The organism is Marinomonas transparens, from assembly GCF_016463975.1.
GTDB classification, from domain to species: Bacteria; Pseudomonadota; Gammaproteobacteria; order Pseudomonadales; family Marinomonadaceae; genus Marinomonas; species Marinomonas transparens.
The window spans coordinates 122,174-138,576 of sequence record NZ_JAEMNX010000009.1 but is presented as its reverse complement, the minus strand read 5'-3'; the positions used below and the strand labels follow the sequence as shown (position 1 = coordinate 138,576).

The 16,403-nt window shown below is 45.8% G+C and carries 14 protein-coding genes; 10 read left to right on the top strand and 4 right to left on the bottom strand.

Annotated features, from left to right (window positions below):
- The first annotated feature begins 38 nt into the window (after positions 1-38).
- Genes I8J31_RS09630 through I8J31_RS09615 form a run of 4 tightly spaced genes read left to right on the top strand, consistent with a single transcriptional unit; the run spans position 39 to position 4,091 of the window.
- Complete coding sequence (locus tag I8J31_RS09630; RefSeq protein WP_199468227.1) at positions 39-1,613, top strand: ABC transporter ATP-binding protein; 1,575 nt, start codon at positions 39-41, stop codon at positions 1,611-1,613.
- On the top strand, positions 1,610-2,707 hold the full coding sequence (locus I8J31_RS09625; protein ID WP_199468226.1) for an ABC transporter permease: 1,098 nt from the start codon (positions 1,610-1,612) through the stop codon (positions 2,705-2,707). The genes I8J31_RS09630 and I8J31_RS09625 overlap by 4 nt, the downstream gene beginning before the upstream one ends.
- 9 nt (positions 2,708-2,716) lie before the next feature.
- Positions 2,717-3,685: an ABC transporter permease gene (locus I8J31_RS09620; RefSeq protein ID WP_199468225.1), complete on the top strand. Its 969-nt coding sequence runs from the start codon at positions 2,717-2,719 to the stop codon at positions 3,683-3,685.
- A gap of 1 nt (position 3,686) precedes the next feature.
- Positions 3,687-4,091, top strand: a complete 405-nt coding sequence (locus I8J31_RS09615) for a cytidine deaminase (RefSeq protein ID WP_199468224.1) — start codon at positions 3,687-3,689, stop codon at positions 4,089-4,091.
- Positions 4,092-4,123: 32 nt separating this feature from the next.
- On the opposite strand, the gene I8J31_RS09610 is transcribed toward I8J31_RS09615, so the two are convergent.
- Positions 4,124-6,538, bottom strand: coding sequence for a bifunctional acetate--CoA ligase family protein/GNAT family N-acetyltransferase (locus I8J31_RS09610; protein WP_199468223.1), 2,415 nt, complete (start codon positions 6,536-6,538; stop codon positions 4,124-4,126).
- A gap of 163 nt (positions 6,539-6,701) precedes the next feature.
- On the opposite strand from I8J31_RS09610, the gene I8J31_RS09605 reads away from it, so the two are divergent.
- From I8J31_RS09605 to I8J31_RS09580, 6 genes are all read left to right on the top strand, one after another.
- Complete coding sequence (locus I8J31_RS09605; RefSeq protein WP_199468222.1) at positions 6,702-7,625, top strand: histone deacetylase family protein; 924 nt, start codon at positions 6,702-6,704, stop codon at positions 7,623-7,625.
- Between the two features lie 216 nt (positions 7,626-7,841).
- Positions 7,842-10,031: a TonB-dependent hemoglobin/transferrin/lactoferrin family receptor gene (locus I8J31_RS09600; RefSeq protein WP_199468221.1), complete on the top strand. Its 2,190-nt coding sequence runs from the start codon at positions 7,842-7,844 to the stop codon at positions 10,029-10,031.
- Positions 10,032-10,101: 70 nt separating this feature from the next.
- Positions 10,102-11,154 carry a hemin-degrading factor gene (locus tag I8J31_RS09595; protein ID WP_199468220.1) on the top strand — a complete coding sequence of 351 codons (1,053 nt, stop codon included), beginning with the start codon at positions 10,102-10,104 and terminating at the stop codon, positions 11,152-11,154.
- Positions 11,144-11,977 carry a heme/hemin ABC transporter substrate-binding protein gene (locus I8J31_RS09590; RefSeq protein WP_199468219.1) on the top strand — a complete coding sequence of 278 codons (834 nt, stop codon included), beginning with the start codon at positions 11,144-11,146 and terminating at the stop codon, positions 11,975-11,977. Before I8J31_RS09595 ends, I8J31_RS09590 begins: the two co-directional genes overlap by 11 nt.
- Complete coding sequence (locus I8J31_RS09585; RefSeq protein WP_233402680.1) at positions 11,974-12,975, top strand: FecCD family ABC transporter permease; 1,002 nt, start codon at positions 11,974-11,976, stop codon at positions 12,973-12,975. Before I8J31_RS09590 ends, I8J31_RS09585 begins: the two co-directional genes overlap by 4 nt.
- Complete coding sequence (locus tag I8J31_RS09580) at positions 12,975-13,754, top strand: heme ABC transporter ATP-binding protein (protein WP_199468218.1); 780 nt, start codon at positions 12,975-12,977, stop codon at positions 13,752-13,754. Before I8J31_RS09585 ends, I8J31_RS09580 begins: the two co-directional genes overlap by 1 nt.
- Before the next feature lie 38 nt (positions 13,755-13,792).
- Here I8J31_RS09580 and hxpB read toward each other — a convergent pair whose 3' ends face one another.
- The 3 genes from hxpB to cysW are packed head-to-tail and all read right to left on the bottom strand — an operon-like array spanning position 13,793 to position 16,402.
- The gene (gene hxpB, locus I8J31_RS09575) at positions 13,793-14,428 is read right to left on the bottom strand and encodes a hexitol phosphatase HxpB (protein WP_199468216.1); all 636 of its coding nucleotides are present in this window, start codon (positions 14,426-14,428) and stop codon (positions 13,793-13,795) included.
- Between the two features lie 10 nt (positions 14,429-14,438).
- The gene (locus I8J31_RS09570) at positions 14,439-15,533 is read right to left on the bottom strand and encodes a sulfate/molybdate ABC transporter ATP-binding protein (RefSeq protein ID WP_199468214.1); all 1,095 of its coding nucleotides are present in this window, start codon (positions 15,531-15,533) and stop codon (positions 14,439-14,441) included.
- A complete protein-coding gene (gene cysW / locus I8J31_RS09565; protein ID WP_199468212.1) occupies positions 15,530-16,402 on the bottom strand; it encodes a sulfate ABC transporter permease subunit CysW in 873 nt (290 codons plus the stop codon). The genes I8J31_RS09570 and cysW overlap by 4 nt, the downstream gene beginning before the upstream one ends.
- Position 16,403: the final 1 nt, after the last annotated feature.

The following is a 16,403-nucleotide window of genomic DNA, read 5'->3' as shown; positions in this document are numbered from 1 at the left end:
AAGAGCGTTCCATTTAACTCAGACGAATTACTTTAGATATGACAAATAATGCAACGCCATACGCAATTGAATTGCGAGATATCAGCAAACGCTTTGGGGCGGTTCAGGCCAACAAAGATATTTGCCTGCAAGTTGAAGCTGGCACGATTCACGGCATCATAGGTGAAAACGGTGCGGGTAAATCTACCTTAATGAGTATCATCTATGGCTTTTATGAAGCCGATACGGGTTATATTGAAGTAGATAGCAAACGAGTCGATATTCGTACTTCTCAAGATGCCATTGATTCGGGTATTGGTATGGTGCACCAGCATTTCATGTTGGTGGAAAACTTTACCGTGCTAGAGAATGTTGTACTGGGTGCTGAAGGTGGTGCGTTATTAAAACAAGGAATGGACGCCGCACGGGTTGAACTACAACGCTTGGCGCAAGAATACAGTTTGGATATTGATGTAGACGCAATAGTGGAAGAACTTCCTGTTGGTTTACAGCAACGTGTCGAAATACTGAAAGCCCTTTATCGTGGCGCACGTATTTTGATTTTGGATGAGCCTACTGGCGTGCTTACCCCTCAAGAAGCGGATCATTTATTCCGTATCTTAAAAGCCCTAAAAGAGCAGGGCGTGACCGTATTATTAATCACTCATAAGTTACGTGAGATCTTGGCTTCCACGGATAATGTTTCTGTGATGCGCCAAGGGGAAATGGTTGCCCATCGTGAAACGGCGAAAACGGATAAAGAAGAACTTGCCGAGTTGATGGTTGGCAAAAAAGTACGTCTGCAAGTGTCTAAAGAAGTGGCCGCGCCAACAGAAACGGTATTGTCTGCAAAAAACCTTTGTTTTGTTGATGGGCAAGGGGTCGAGCGACTCAAGAATGTTAGCTTGGACCTGCGGGCCGGTGAAATTGTTGGTATTGCGGGGGTGTCGGGTAATGGGCAAAGTGAACTGCTCAATGTGCTTTCTGGCATTACTCCCATGACATCGGGTGAAATTCAATTCGGCGATACACTGATTAATGCCAAAGCGCCTAAAAATGCCGCGCAAATGCGTGATCTGAAAATGGCCCATGTACCAGAAGATCGCCATAAAATGGGACTGGTCACAGGGTTTGAAGCCTATGAAGCCGCTGTGTTGGGTTACCACAATTCCGACGCTTATAATGGCAAAGTCCTGATGAACCGCAAGGTGATGGTCGATGAATGTAGTCGACGTATGGCAGGATGGGATGTACGTCCCCCTAATCCTCATTTGAAAACCGCCAACTTCTCTGGTGGTAACCAACAAAAAATTGTCATTGCTCGCGAAGTAGAACAGAACCCAGATGTCTTGCTGATTGGGCAGCCGACCCGAGGCGTTGATATTGGGGCGATAGAAAATATACACGAACAAATTGTAAAACTTTGCGTTGCTGGTAAAGCAATCTTACTGGTCTCGGTTGAATTGGATGAGATTATGGCGTTGAGTGATCGCATTATTGTGATGTTCGATGGTGCGATAGTGGGCGAATTAGACATAAAAGACGCGGATGAACGTACGCTTGGCTTAATGATGGCAAATGCTTACAACGAAGAGTTATCAGAACAAGCGTTACAAGAAGGGGAGTCAGCATGAGCCAGCCTAAAGTTCCAGTTTGGGTCAATGTTGCGCTGATCCCTTTCATTAATATTATGTTGGCTTTTTTGGTTTCGGGTTTAGTGATTCTCGCCATAGGTGAAGACCCAATAGAAGCCGCTGGCTACCTTATTTATGGCGCTTTCGGTTATGACGAAGGCATTGGTTATACCCTTTACTATGCAACTAACTTCATTTTCACCGGATTAGCGGTTTCCGTCGCCTTTAAAGCGGGATTGTTCAATATAGGTGGAGAAGGTCAGGCTTATATTGGTGGTTTGGGGGTTGGTCTAGTGTGTTTAGCGCTTGATAAAACCATGCCATTTTATGTGATTGCTCCCTTGGCAATTATTGGTGCTGGCGTATTTGGTGCCGCATGGGCCTATATTCCAGCCTACTTGCAAGCACGTCGTGGCAGTCACATTGTTATTACCACCATCATGTTTAACTTTATTGCTTCTTCTTTGATGGTTTACTTAATTGTAAATTGGCTAAAGGAAGATGGACGCATGGCACCGAACAGTCGAACGTTCGAAGAGAGCGCTTGGCTGCCTTACTTGCATGATTTTTTCTTGCCGTTAGGTATAGATATTGGCAGCTCACCGCTTAATTTTGCCTTTGTTATTGCTTTGGTCTGCTGTGTCTTAGTATGGGGACTAATCTGGCATACCCGCTGGGGCTATCAATTACGTACCTTGGGCACCAGTGCAACAGCAGCGAGTTATGCTGGTATTGACACCGCAAAAGTAACGATTTGGGTGATGTTGATTTCAGGTGGTTTGGCGGGTTTTGTTGGCATTAATGAAATTATGGGCGTTAACCATAGTCTGCTGCTTAACTTTACCGCTGGTTATGGTTTTGCTGGAATTGCAGTGTCTCTAATGGGGCGTAACCATCCGATTGGTATTGTGTTGGCGGCTATCTTGTTTGGTGCCCTGTATCAAGGTGGTGCTGAGTTGGCATTTGAGTTGCCTAATATTACGCCAGAAATTGTGGTCGTGATTCAAGGTTTGGTCATTTTATTCTCGGGAGCGCTTGAGCATATGTTTAAAGATCGCATCGAAGGTTTTTTCATTCGCAGAGCGGTGGCATAGGGGAAGAATATGTTTGAAACATTGATACTTATGCTAGATGCCACATTACGGGTTTCTACGCCTCTTATTTTAGCGGCGTTGGCAGGACTGTACGCTGAGCGCTCAGGTATTGTCGATATTGGTCTAGAAGGTAAGATTCTAGGTAGCGCCTTTGCTGCAGCGGCAGGTGCGGCAGTGTATGGATCCGCTTGGATAGGTTTGTGCTTCGGTATTTTAGCCTCCGTTGGCTTGGCGATGATCCATGGCTTTGCTTGTATTACACACCGTGGCGACCATATTGTTTCTGGTGTGGCGATTAATACCGTGGTGGCAGGTTTGACTGTCACCTTAGGTCTGGATTGGTTCAGTATGGGGGGGCAAACGCCTGCTCTATCTGGTGATGCTCGTTTTACGGATATTACCTTGCCGTTTGCCGACGCTTTAGCAAGCGTTCCTGTTATTGGGCAGATTTATTCTAACTTGTTAAGTGGTCACAATATCTTGGTATATCTTGCTTTCGCCATGGTACCAGTGACCTATTGGGTGATTTACAAAACCCGCTTTGGTTTACGTCTTCGTGCTGTAGGTGAAAATCCTCAAGCGGTGGACACGGCAGGTATTTCTGTCGCCTTCATTCGCTATCGTGCCTTAATTATTTGTGGCATCTTGTGTGGTATTGCTGGTGCTTATTTATCGACTGCCCATAACGCAGGCTTTTTGAAAGACATGAGTGCAGGCAAAGGCTATATGGCATTGGCAGCACTTATTTTTGGTAAATGGCGTCCAGTCCCTGTGTTGTTGGCTTGTTTGCTGTTTGGCTTCTTAGATGCGGTAGCAGTGCGTTTGCAAGGGGTTGAGCTTCCCGGTATTGGTGAAGTGCCGGTACAGGCTATTGAAGTCTTGCCTTATGTGTTAACTGTCTTGTTACTTGCTGGTTTTATTGGCAAAGCGGTTGGACCGAAAGCGGTTGGTCGTCCCTACGTCAAAGAGCGAGAATAGTATGTCGGAAGTGAATGATGGCGTATTGTTTGAACTCGCCAAAGAAGCCATGGGCAAGGCCTATGTGCCTTATTCACGCTTTACAGTGGGGGCTGCGATTGTGACAGCCAGTGGTAAGCATTATTCTGGCTGTAATGTCGAAAATGCTTCTTACCCAGAAGGGACTTGTGCCGAGGCTGGCGCGATTGCTTCCATGGTAAGAGATGGTGAAACAAAGATTAAAGCCATTTATGTGATGGGTGAAGGCGATCAGCTGGTCACCCCTTGCGGCGGTTGCCGTCAGCGTATTCGGGAGTTTTCCTCTGTGGATACCATGATTCATATTTGTGGTCCTGAAGGGGTGCGAAAGACGCTATCCTTGGATGAGCTCTTACCCTTTTCCTTCGGCCCTGAAAACCTCGCTTAACGAGAAAAGGCCATCTTGTGAGATGGCTTTAGTTACGTTTTGTGCATTTTAGCTTCGACATTTTTGAGTAATGCTGGGGTGAGTTTGATGGTGGCGATCATTTGTCCGAAGTCGTCTTCATCCCGTCGAATATTAAAACCGAGATGCTGGCAGAAGTCGAGCATGCGTTTGTTTTCTGCCAGAACTATGCCTTTCATGACGCGAATGCCTTTGTCGCTTGCCACACGGAACAGTTGGCGCATTAGATAGGAGGCCAAGCCTAGGCCTTGGAATTCGTCTCCTAGCACCACGGCAAATTCACAACTTTGGTCGTCAAAGTTATCTATGTAGCGCGCTGTACCTATGAGCAAGTCTTGCCCATTACGTTCTAGCACAGCAAGCAGCGCCATTTCCCTGTCGTAGTCGATATGAGACATACTTGCCAGCATTCTGGGTGTCAGTTCACTGATATTAGAGATAAATCGGAAGTAGCGGGTTTCATGGGACATGCTGCGTACGAAGTTGGCTAAAATACCAGAATCCCTCGGTAGAACAGGGCGTATTGTGACGACTTCGCTGTTTTTCAAAACTAACTCAGAGACCCATTGGCGTGGATAAGGGTGAATGGCCAGGTGTTCATAACGACTCATTTTTGAACAATCGCGTAGTGAAGAGGAAACCTCCGCATAGCAGCTACCACTTTCGTGAATGCGTACATCCGATAATTTCAAATACTCAATTTCGGGCAGTTCACAGACTAAGGTCGATAGATTACGCAATAGTTTTTCCAGCTCAAAAGACGCCATATTAGGGAAAGCGCGATGAATTAGGTCTTTAGCCAATATGGTATTGAGTGGTGGCAGGGCAACAGCCTCTGCTTGCTTGTGTTGTTGTGCCCCTTCTAGTGAAAGCCCAATGGCTGGGCCAAAAATCGCATCTTGGAAAACGCGTAGATGAATGGGAGCTGATAACAGGTTAGAGGCCTGACGACGCGAGGTTAAACGGATATGAAATAGTTCAAAGATACCCCGTAGATCTTCACCTGAAGGTGTTTTTTTGCCTTCCTTGCGTAACTGATTAAGGGCATTCGTAGCGTGTGAAACATCAATTTTAAAACGAAAAGCATGGCTGTCTGGTGCTTGTTTTGCGAGTAGCTGGTTACGCTGGAATTGTACTAAAAACTGAAAACCTTCAATGGCGGTTTCTGGCGTACGAAAGGTTGGAATACCTGCTTCATTGATTCGAGTACGCATACTGGTCATATTGCCCCCGCCCAATAAACAGACTAGAACGAGTTTCTTCTGTGTTTTATGTAACTTACTAATCAGGTCGTAGAGCGAATCGACATCGATAAAAGCAGTAGGGCTTAGGGTGAGTAAGACTGCGCCGCATTGTTCGCTATTTAATGCGGTTTTTGCCAGATCAATAAATAGATCTGTGGCGCAACTTGCCCACACTGTCGTAACTGGGCCTATGCCGCCTCGTCCTGCCATGATGGCTTCTAACTGGTCATGTAGCTCGCCTTCTGGAGAAAGTAGATCGATGTTTAATTCTTTTGCTCGCTGGGCGGCGAGCTCTCCAGGGCCTGCACCATTACCAATAATCAACAAGGAACCTTCTTTTACGCGTCGCGCATTGGTCATCACGGATGCTGCGGCGATAAGGTCATTGAGTCGACGACCACGAACCGCACCAGTACGGCTTAAGGCCGCGTCGAGTACGCGCTCATCTGCCCCCATTGAATGCTCTGTTACCACGGCCACCGGTTTGCTGCGCCCCGTAGCGCGTAAACTGCTTAAAAAACGCGTTGGACGACCGATTTTTTGCAGGTACATCAAGATTGCCTGACTGTCAAAATCGTTGGATAAATAATCCAGTACTTGCGATGGCATCACATCCACAGGGGTTCCCATGGAGACCACTTGAGAAAATCCAATACCTTGCCATGTCGCCCAATCGACTAATGCACTGGCAACTGTGCCAGATTGGGACATGAGTGCCAAACGGCCTGGTAAGGGGTGAGTTAAACCTAACCAAGCAAAGACACCTTGTTTGGGACGGCAAACCCCAAAGCTGTTGGGGCCCAACAAGCGTACATTATGCTGGCGTAGAAGTTTGAGTAATTTGGCGCTGGGTTCGTCTGTCCAAGTGAGCATCAATAGGGAGCCAATATTGGCGGCACCACAGTCAGTGATAATTTCTTCCATGGATGAGTGAGGGTAAGGACCAGCGAGGATTGCTAGGTCAGCCGTGTTATTTAGTTTGTTTAAAGAGGAAACATGGGGGAAAGGTAAATTGCTCGCATTTTTTGTATGGGGAGCAACGCCAACCAAGTTGACAGGACAGGGCCGTTTAGCATGAGACAACGCTTCGACTAACGCTAGCATAAGAGGGTCGTGTTCGTCCTCGCCAGTGAGCACTACCATGGATTTTGGTGCGAGTAATGATTGTAATGTATGTTGGCTCACTTGATGTTCTCCTCAGGCGGATACTTAACAAACTGACTATCAAGATATCATGCTCTCTATGTGTAAGGATTGTAGACCATGGTAGGGTAGACTGTTTTTGTATTTCCATGGCTTGATATGACGCAGTCAAAGGGGAAAAAAATAACCACTCTTGGGGTATGAGATGACAACCGCCTACATTACACATACATATTGCGATAAACATGACATGGGAGAGGATCATCCTGAATCCCCACAACGGCTTGGTGCTATTCAGAATCGTCTTATTATGGGTCAATTAATGGACTTTATTCGACGTATGGAAGCTGAGCCAGCGACCCGTGATCAACTTGTCGCTACCCATGATGAAAGCTATGTGGACTCTATCTTTGCGCGGGCTCCAGAAGAAGGGCAGGTGGAGCTTGAGCCTGATACCCTAATGATGGCTCATACCCTCGATGCGGCGCTTTATGCTGCGGGTTCAGTGGTTCAGGCAGTGGACTTGGTCATGGGCGATACCATAGAGAATGCTTTTTGTGCGATTCGTCCACCGGGGCATCATGCAGAATACGACAAAGCCATGGGGTTCTGCCTGTTTAATAATATTGCTGTTGGGGCTCGTCATGCGACTCGGCAATATGGCTTAGAGCGGGTTGCTATTATCGATTTTGATGTACACCATGGCAACGGCACCGAAGACATTTTCAAAATTGATCCCACAGTACTTTATGCGTCCAGTTACCAACACCCTTTTTATCCCTATAGTGATCCGGGGGCTTCCCATGACAATATTCTCCATATGCCGCTTGAGGCGGGTTCTGGCAGCCAAGAATTCAAAGCAATAATAAGTGAACAGTTACTGCCTGCTTTAGAGTCTTTTAAACCTCAGCTAGTGATGATTTCTGCAGGGTTTGATGCTCATAAAGAAGACCCAATGGGGCAACTTAGACTGAGTGAATCGGACTTTACTTGGATTACTGATGTTTTGATGGATGTAGCTGAACGTCATTGTCAGGGTCGAGTTGTCTCGGTATTGGAAGGTGGTTACAACATAGATGCACTAGGCCGCGCGGCTTTTTGTCATATCAAAAGCTTGATGAAACTCTGATAAGTTAGTCGTTAATCATCCACCAAATTAGGGCGCATAGGCGCTCTTTTTTGTGCCTTTCAACAGTGTGTTGAGTTTCTTTTAGACTAGTCAAAATGTAATTATTTGCAACTAATGCTAATGGTTATCGTTTACATGTGTTTTTAGTTAGGTATTATGTCGCTTTACATTTGATATTGATTATCATTTAATTTTAGGCTTGACGAGAGAACTTTTATGCGAACCCCCTACTTTGAAACTCCTCTTACCCTGATTGCGAGTGCCATTTTATTTGCCTCCACTTCCGCTTTGGCAGCTCCTGATGCAGTCAATGAAACGCAACTGCCCACCTTGCAAGTTGAAGCGAAAAAAGAGCTACACACTTCTTCTGATGGGGTGAGCACGGTTAGTGAAATTACTCAACAAGACATGGAACAGGACTTGGTAGTGAATCTGGATGATCTAGTGCGTTTTGAACCTGGCGTAGACGCTTCTCAGGCAGCACGTTTTGGTATCAGTAGTGTCAATATTCGTGGTCTAGACGGAGATCGACTCAAGATTACGGTAGATGGTGTGGATCAAGCCAATGCCTATAGACCAACACCAACTTTTTTACGTGCTGGTCGTAATTTAGTGGATTTAGATTCACTTGAAAAAGTGACTATTTTGAAAGGAGGCAATACGCAGGCAGGAAGTGGTGCGTTAGGCGGCGCAGTCAAGTACCAAACGAAAGAACCGAGTTCTTTTTTGTCTCCAGAAGGTGACGATAGCTTTTTCTCATTCAAGGCGGGCTACCGTAGCGCTATGGATCAACAGAGTGAAACCATTACAGCAGTGAATCGCAGTGGCAAATTAGAAACTCTATTGTTATATACACATCGAGATGGCCATGAAACAGAGAACTATTATGGCGATGCTGGCAGTGATCAAACTGTTGGTGCTACTAGGCAATCTGTAGATCCAGAAGATAATGAATCCGATAACATTTTAGCGAAAGCGCAATATCAATTAGATGAATCTAACCGCATTGGTGTAGTAGGTGAGTACTACAATGCAGGCTCGGTTATTGATCTGTACTCAGAGGGTGCAGATGATGATTTTCATCGCGCCGATGATACTAATAAGCGCCAGCGCATTGGTGTATTTTGGGAGAATCAGCAGGCCACCTCTGCCTATGATCAAGTGAAATGGCAACTGGATTATCAAAATACTAAAACCATTAACAAAACCTATCGTGAAAGTACGGCGAGTACGAGCATTGTTAATCGTTATTACGAAGAAGAGTCGATCGATTTAAAAGCAGATTTTGTTAAAGGTTTTAGTCAGCAAGATCTACGCTATGGTTTTAATTACAAGCAAACTTCTCTTGATAATTTAAATAGAGATACAGGTACTTCTGGAACTTCTCGGTTTTCACCGCTGGCGGATGCTGATGTGGTGGGGGCATATATCGAAGGTGGTGTCACTGTAACGGAGCAACTGATGCTGGTTCCTGTTTTACGTTACGATAGTTACCAATACAGTACTAAGGGTGATGAGTATTTTGATGCCTATCCTAGCAGTAGTAGTGAAGCTTTTACCGCGCAAATAGGAGCAGAATTTGAACTAACCCCAGCAATTAACCTGTATGGAAAATATGGTCAAGGCTTTAGGGCGCCAGATTTGGATGATTTGTATTACTTGTTTGAAGGAAGTGCTGGACCAGGGATGGCGTATGCTGAAGTTCCAAATCCCGATTTAAAAGCGGAAACCAGTGTTTTCACTGAAGTGGGAGCTCGCGCTCAAAATGATTATGGCATTGCTGAATTCGCTTTTTTCTACACGGATTATAAAGACTTTATTCAATCTCGCGTTCTTGTGGATTACGCGGCTCCATATGCTGGTGGAAAATATACTAAAAGAAACCTTGATCGAGTGGTCATTAAAGGAGCTGAATTTAAAGGCAGTCTGAATCTTTCTAACCTTGTTGAAGGTCTAGGCGATGGTTGGATGTTGAACTCGGCGATTGCTTATGCCGAAGGCGAAAATACCAAAGAGCATAAGCCTCTAGATAGTATTGCGCCGCTGAGTGCTGTATTTGGTTTAGGTTATGACGCGCCTTCAAAAATGTGGGGTACTCAACTGAACATGACCTTTAGTGCAGGTAAAGACAAAGCAGACATCACAACTGATGAGCAGTGGAAAGCGACAGAGAGCTATCAAGTGGTTGATGTGACAGGTTATTACAAACCGACTGGTTCTGTGACGATTAATGCCGGTGTATTTAATCTGCTTGATGAGGAATACCAAAAATGGAGTGATGTTCGCCATGCAACCGTGAATACACCTGTACAATCTTTAAATCCTTTTGCTGTAAATAATACCAACCTACAGCGTTACACTCGTGCTGGTCGCAATGTTGGTGTCGATGTCACCGTTACCTTCTAACAAAATTCATTCTAATTTTTGACTAAATAAAGCTTGTAAGGTCTGACCTTACAGGCTTTTGGAGTATGTTATGAGCAATTTATATCAGGCCTATCAAGCGGCCATAGAAGAGAATCCAAAAAGCCGAGCGCGTGATCTTGCGCAGACACTGAATGTGAGTGAAGGCGCTTTAGTCGCTTGCCGACAAGGTGTGGATACTTGGCAATTAAAGTCACCATTTCAAGATTTATTAAGTGCATTGGAGCCTTTGGGTGATGTGATGACCATTACTCGTAATGATGAAGTGGTTCATGAATGCCATGGCATTTATAACAATGTGCGTTTTATGGGCGGCGGTAATATGGGCTTGGTGCTAACGCCTGAAATTGATTTACGTCTTTTTATGAGTCAGTGGTTTGCAGGCTTTTTAGTATCGGAAAAAGGTCGAGACAGCTTACAGTTTTTTAATAAACAAGGCATGGCACTGCATAAAATCTATCGAACCGATAGAACCAATGTTCAGGCGTGGGAGGAGTTAGTCGATGCGTATCGTCTTCCTGTTGGTGACGTTGAGTTTGATCCAGTACAAACGGTTAAATCAGAAGCGCCGGTTTTGCCAGCCGATTTTGATTCGGCGCTTTTTGCTAAAGAATGGTCAGAGCTAAAGGATGTTCATGAATACCATGGCATGTTGAAACGTCATAAATTATCTCGAACTCAAGCATTGGAACAGATAGGTCCAGAATGGGCGACCAAGATTCATCACTACGCCGTTGTTCAGGCAATACAGTTTGTTCAGGAAGAAAGCAGTGATGTGATGATTTTTGTCGGTAACTCTGGTTGCATTCAAATTTACACCGGTGCCATTCAAAAGCTGATGCCTCATGGGCCTTGGTTCAATGTATTAGACGAACGATTCAATTTACATCTTCGTACCGATTTGGTGGATCAAGTTTGGGTAATAGAGCGCCCTAGCAGTGATGGCGTGATCACATCGATTGAGGCCTTTAACAAGCAAGGGGATTCCATTATTACCTTGTTTGGTCGCCGTAAACCCGGAGAAGCGGAGCTACCTCAGTGGCGCGATATCGTGCATAAAGTGAAGGCGCATTCTTACGATGAGGAGAATGAGCATGTTGCTTAAAAAGCGATATTTCGCATTCCTTATTGTATTGTTTAGTCCGCTGTTGATGGCTCAAGAACGCATTATCAGTATTGGTGGTATTGTCACAGAAATTGTCTATTTATTAGAGGGGCAAGATCAGCTTGTCGCCACAGATACCAGCAGTATTTACCCTGATGCTGCGAGCCACACTCCGAAAGTTGGTTATCAGAGAACCTTGTCTGTAGAAGGTGTTTTGAGCATGAAGCCGGATGTTTTGCTTATTACACCCGCCACAGGCCCTGCGAAAGTGTTGGCTCAGTTGCAGGAGGCCGGTATTAAGCTAGTATCCATCGATGGTGATGACTCCCAGCAGGGTATTGTGCAGCGAGTCACTCAGGTTGCCAAAGCACTGAACAAAGAAGCTCAAGGTCAACAAGCGGTCGCCGAAATAAATGCCTCTTTTTCTCGATTGCAGGCACCTACCCATTGGAGTCGACCTCCACGTTTGTTGTTTGTTTTACAGATGCACGGCGCGCCCATGATCGCTGGACAAGGTACCGCGCCAGATGCGTTATTCAAAATGGCTGGCGCGGTGAATGCCGCAGAGCAGATTAATGGCTATAAAACGCTTACCCCCGAAGCACTTTTGGCGATTCAGCCTGATGCGATAGTGGTTACCACCCAAGGGTTGGATCGTGCTGGAGCGGCATCGATTTGGTCTCTTCCAGGTTTGTCTATCACGCCAGCGGCTAAGGCCAAACGTTTGGTTGATTTGGATGCTTTGATGGTTTTAGGTTTGGGACCTCGTACCCCGCAGGCTATTGAATCGTTACAACAGCAACTTAGCGATTGGACACCATGAATATTCGTTCACCCTATATCATTTTACTGGGTGCCCTGTTGTTAATGATGGCAATGGCCTTAACACAAGGTGCTTATTCTTTGTCTTGGTCGGCGATTTTGTTTGATAAAATCGGCAGCATAGATCAGCAAATATTAATGACAGTCAGGCTGCCACGCTTGCTGATGGCCGTTTTAGTCGGTGCGGCGTTGGCGGTTTCCGGTAGTTTAATGCAGGCACTTTTTCGCAATCCATTAGCGGACCCTGGTTTATTAGGTGTGTCAGCAGGAGCATCGGTATTTGTCGGTGTTTTAATCGTTTTTCAACCCGCTTTGGGTGCTGTGCCTTTGTGGGCGAAATCGTACCTTCAAAGTGGTGCGGGGTTTATTGGCGCGGTCGGTACTTGTGCCTTAATTTTTTCGTTATCTAAGCATCAAGGAAAGGTGTCTGTTTTGCATTTATTGCTGGCGGGTATTGCTATCAATGCTTTGGCAGGTGCGGCAACGGGTCTATTAACTTATGTGAGTAATGATGAACAACTCAGGGCGCTGAGTTTTTGGTCTATGGGGAATTTAGGTGGGGCTCGTTGGGAACATGTGATTGTGTTGGCCAGTTTGGTGTTACCTATTTGTGGCTATGTTTTCCGCCAATCTAAGAATCTGAATTTATTGCTCTTAGGTGAAGAGGAAGCCCGTTACCTTGGGTTAAACGTTGAGCGTTTTAAGTTTCGTCTTGTGGCTGTAGTGGCTTTATGTGTTGGTATCACGGTGGCGTTTGCCGGTCTGATTGGCTTTGTCGGTTTGATGGTTCCCCATTTAGTAAGGTTACTTTTTGGCTCCGATAATCGTTTGGTAGTGCCTTGCTCGGCTCTATTAGGCGCAGCTCTATTAACGGGAGCAGATACTGTGGCGCGTTTATTGGTGATTCCCGCTGAGCTGCCTGTTGGTTTAGTGACGAGCTTGCTTGGTGGGCCATTCTTTTTATGGCTATTGATCAACAATATTAAGGAATCACGCTAATGCTACAGGCGAATAATGTGTCTCTATCGCGTGGTGGAAATTTGCTGCTTGATTGCGTTTCTATGTCGCTAGAATCCGGTGAGTTACTTATGGTTCTTGGCCCGAATGGCGCAGGGAAATCCACCTTGTTGTCTTGTTTGTCTGGGGCGGTTCATGGGGATGCCGGAGAGATTTTATTAGAAGCCAAACCCTTGTCGGCGTTCCCTATTGAGACGTTAGCCAAGAAACGAGCCGTTCTTACTCAGCAGGTGACTATGGTTTTTAACTTTACCGTTGAGCAGGTGGTCTCGCTTGGGTTAGCGCCTTGGTCTTTAGGTGTGAAACAGGCTGATGAGTTAATACAAAGAACACTAATGGATGTTGGCTTGCCCAATATGCAGAAGCGTGATTACAACAGTTTATCTGGTGGTGAGCAGCAGAGAGCACAATTGGCGAGAGTCTTAGTGCAATTATTGGCAGGCAATGATGATCTTTCTGGGTGCTATTTATTGTTAGATGAGCCCATAGCAGCCTTGGATCTTGAACAGCAGCAAAGAGTGCTGCGTTTATTAAAAACCTTGTCGGCAAAAGGGTTGGCTGTATTGTGTGTGATTCATGATATTAACCTTGCGGCACTTTATGGCGACCGACTTGTGTTGTTGGATAATGGGCGATTGATGTTTCAAGGGAAACCTGCGGATTTAACTGCCAAGCCTTATATAGAATCCGCTTATCAAGCGGATTTGATACGTCTTCACCATGCGCAGATGGCTGTGCCGCAATGGCAGTTTCAGGTGTAGCAGCCTGAAACTGTTTATTTTGTTCTAATGAGTATGGCCTAAATGCGGTCGAAGTCAGCTAAGCTTTTTAACTTGTGAGACGCTAGATCAAATTTGGTGTGATCGAATTCGTCTGGGTGGGGAACAGCGATAACCTGCATTCCGGCGGCTAAGGCGGCTTTTATTCCTCCAATGGAGTCTTCAAAGGCGATGCATTGCTGAGCATTCGCATTGAGCTTTTCTAACGTGAGTTTATACACATCGGGCGCGGGTTTGCCTTGTGCTACTTCATCCGCTGAGGTGTAGGCTTGAAAATAATGCCCAATCTCTAAACGCTTGAAAACACTGGGAATGATTGTTTTTGGCGAGTTGGTCGCTAGGCCTATTTTGATTCCTGATTGTTGCAAGTGAGCCAGTAAGTCGTGGACACCAGCCATGGCGTCTCCTTGTGTTTCTACAAGGTATTTTACTTGCTCAATCACTTGTTGTTCTACGTCTGCCAGTGAGGTGTTTTGCCAAGGCTGTTGTTCATACCAAAATTCGGTGACTTGCCGTGTGGTCATCGCAGCGGTAAGTTCCGCTAATGCGGGAGTGACTTTGACACCAAGAGAAGAAAAGACCTGCCGCTCGGCTTGTTTCCAGAAAGGCTCGGAATCAATCAACAACCCATCCATGTCGAAAATAACAGCCTGCATCACGTCTCCTTTAGTGTTCCCAATTTAACAATATTGGTTTTTCTGCATCCGCGGCAAAGAAGTAGCCTGCTTTCGGTGTGACATAGACGGTTTGGCCTTTCTCGAAGCAGTTTTTATCAAAGGCCTTATGAGGCAGGTCTATTTCCCAAACCTCGTTACTGTTCCAATCAATTGGCGTTAACTCTAAGCGTACTTCTGCACCAATGGGATTAATCGCAATAATGCGAAGTGGCAAAGAAGCTGTGTCGGTAGGGCTTGGTGAGACAAAGAACTCGTGAGAGCGAATATATAGCTGACCGTCTTTTGGTTCCGCCGTGTTTGGTCGCTCAATGTTGGCTATGCCATTGTGCCATTTCCCTTCTTCGAAGCGGCCTTCAAAGACATTAACGTTGCCAAGGAAGTCGAACACAAAACGGCTGTTTGGTGATGCGTACAAAGCCCCCGGTTGGTCGATTTGCTCTATGTGTCCGTTGCTCATGACCACAACGCGATCGGATAATTCTAAGGCTTCTTCTTGGTCGTGGGTAACGAATACGCTGGTAAAGCCTAATTCATCATGTAAACCCCGTAACCAACGGCGTAGTTCTTTACGTACTTTTGCATCTAAAGCGCCGAATGGCTCATCCAATAATAATACTTCTGGTTGGGTGGCTAGCGCGCGAGCTAAGGCGATACGTTGTTTTTGACCGCCAGAAAGTTGGGATGGGAAGCGGTTGGCGAGGTGAGCCAGTTGCACCATATCCAATAAATGCATCACGCGTTTTTTGATTTCGGTCGCGCTTGGGCGTTCTTTACGTGGTAGGACTTCTAATCCAAATGCCACGTTATCTGCCACCGTCATATGACGGAAAAGCGCATAGTTTTGGAAGACAAAGCCAACACGGCGATCACGTACATGGAGGTTGGTGACATCACGATCACCAAACTGAATACGCCCAGTATCTGCGCCTTCGAGCCCTGCGATAATACGCAGTAGCGTTGTTTTACCTGAACCTGATGGCCCAAGTAGACCGATCATTTCGCCTTCGTTGATATTTAAGGATAAAGGCGACAAGGCTTGAAACTGCCCAAAATGTTTGGAGATGTTTTCAATCAAAATACTCATTGTGTCACCTGTTTTTCTTTATCGGATTCAATTTTTAAGCTTCGTTCCTGACGCCACTCTACAAAGGCTTTGAACAGGAGGGTAATAAGAGCGATCATGGCTAACAATGATGCACTGGCAAACGCGGCGGCGGCTTGATAATCCTCGTATTGCAATTGAACATGCAGAGGTAAGGTATTGGTTTCACCACGGATATTGCCCGACACCACAGACACGGCACCAAATTCACCAACGGCTCGTGCATTGGTTAATATTACGCCGTAGATCAGTGCCCATTTGATGTTTGGTAGCGTTACTCTACGGAAAAGTTGCCAACCTGATGCGCCTAGGATAACCGCCGCTTCTTCATCTTCTCGGCCTTGTTGCTGCATGAGTGGAATCAATTCACGGGCCACAAAAGGGCAAGTAACGAATACGGTAACCATAACGATACCCGGCCAAGCAAACATTAGCTGAATGTCTTGATCGTAGAGCCATGAGCCTATCCAACCATTGTTGCCGTATAGCAAAAGGTAAAGCAGACCGGCAACCACGGGCGACATGGCAAAGGGAATGTCCAATAAGGTCATGAGAATTTTGCGACCGGGGAATTCAAAACGTGTGACTGCCCATGCCAACATCACGCCGAACACTAAATTGATCGGTACGGTTAACGCAGCAACAACAAGGGTTAAGCCAATAGCATGTAAGGTGTCAGCCTCTACCAAACTGGTAAAGTAATGTTCCGCCCCTTTCATAAAGGCTTGTTGGAAAATGCTAAACAGCGGTACGACCAATAAGATAAAGGTTAAAAATAGGGTTAGGCCGATCAGCGTTCGTCGAACCCAAGGGCTATCACCCACGCGCATTTTATGTTTGTTTCCAGACATG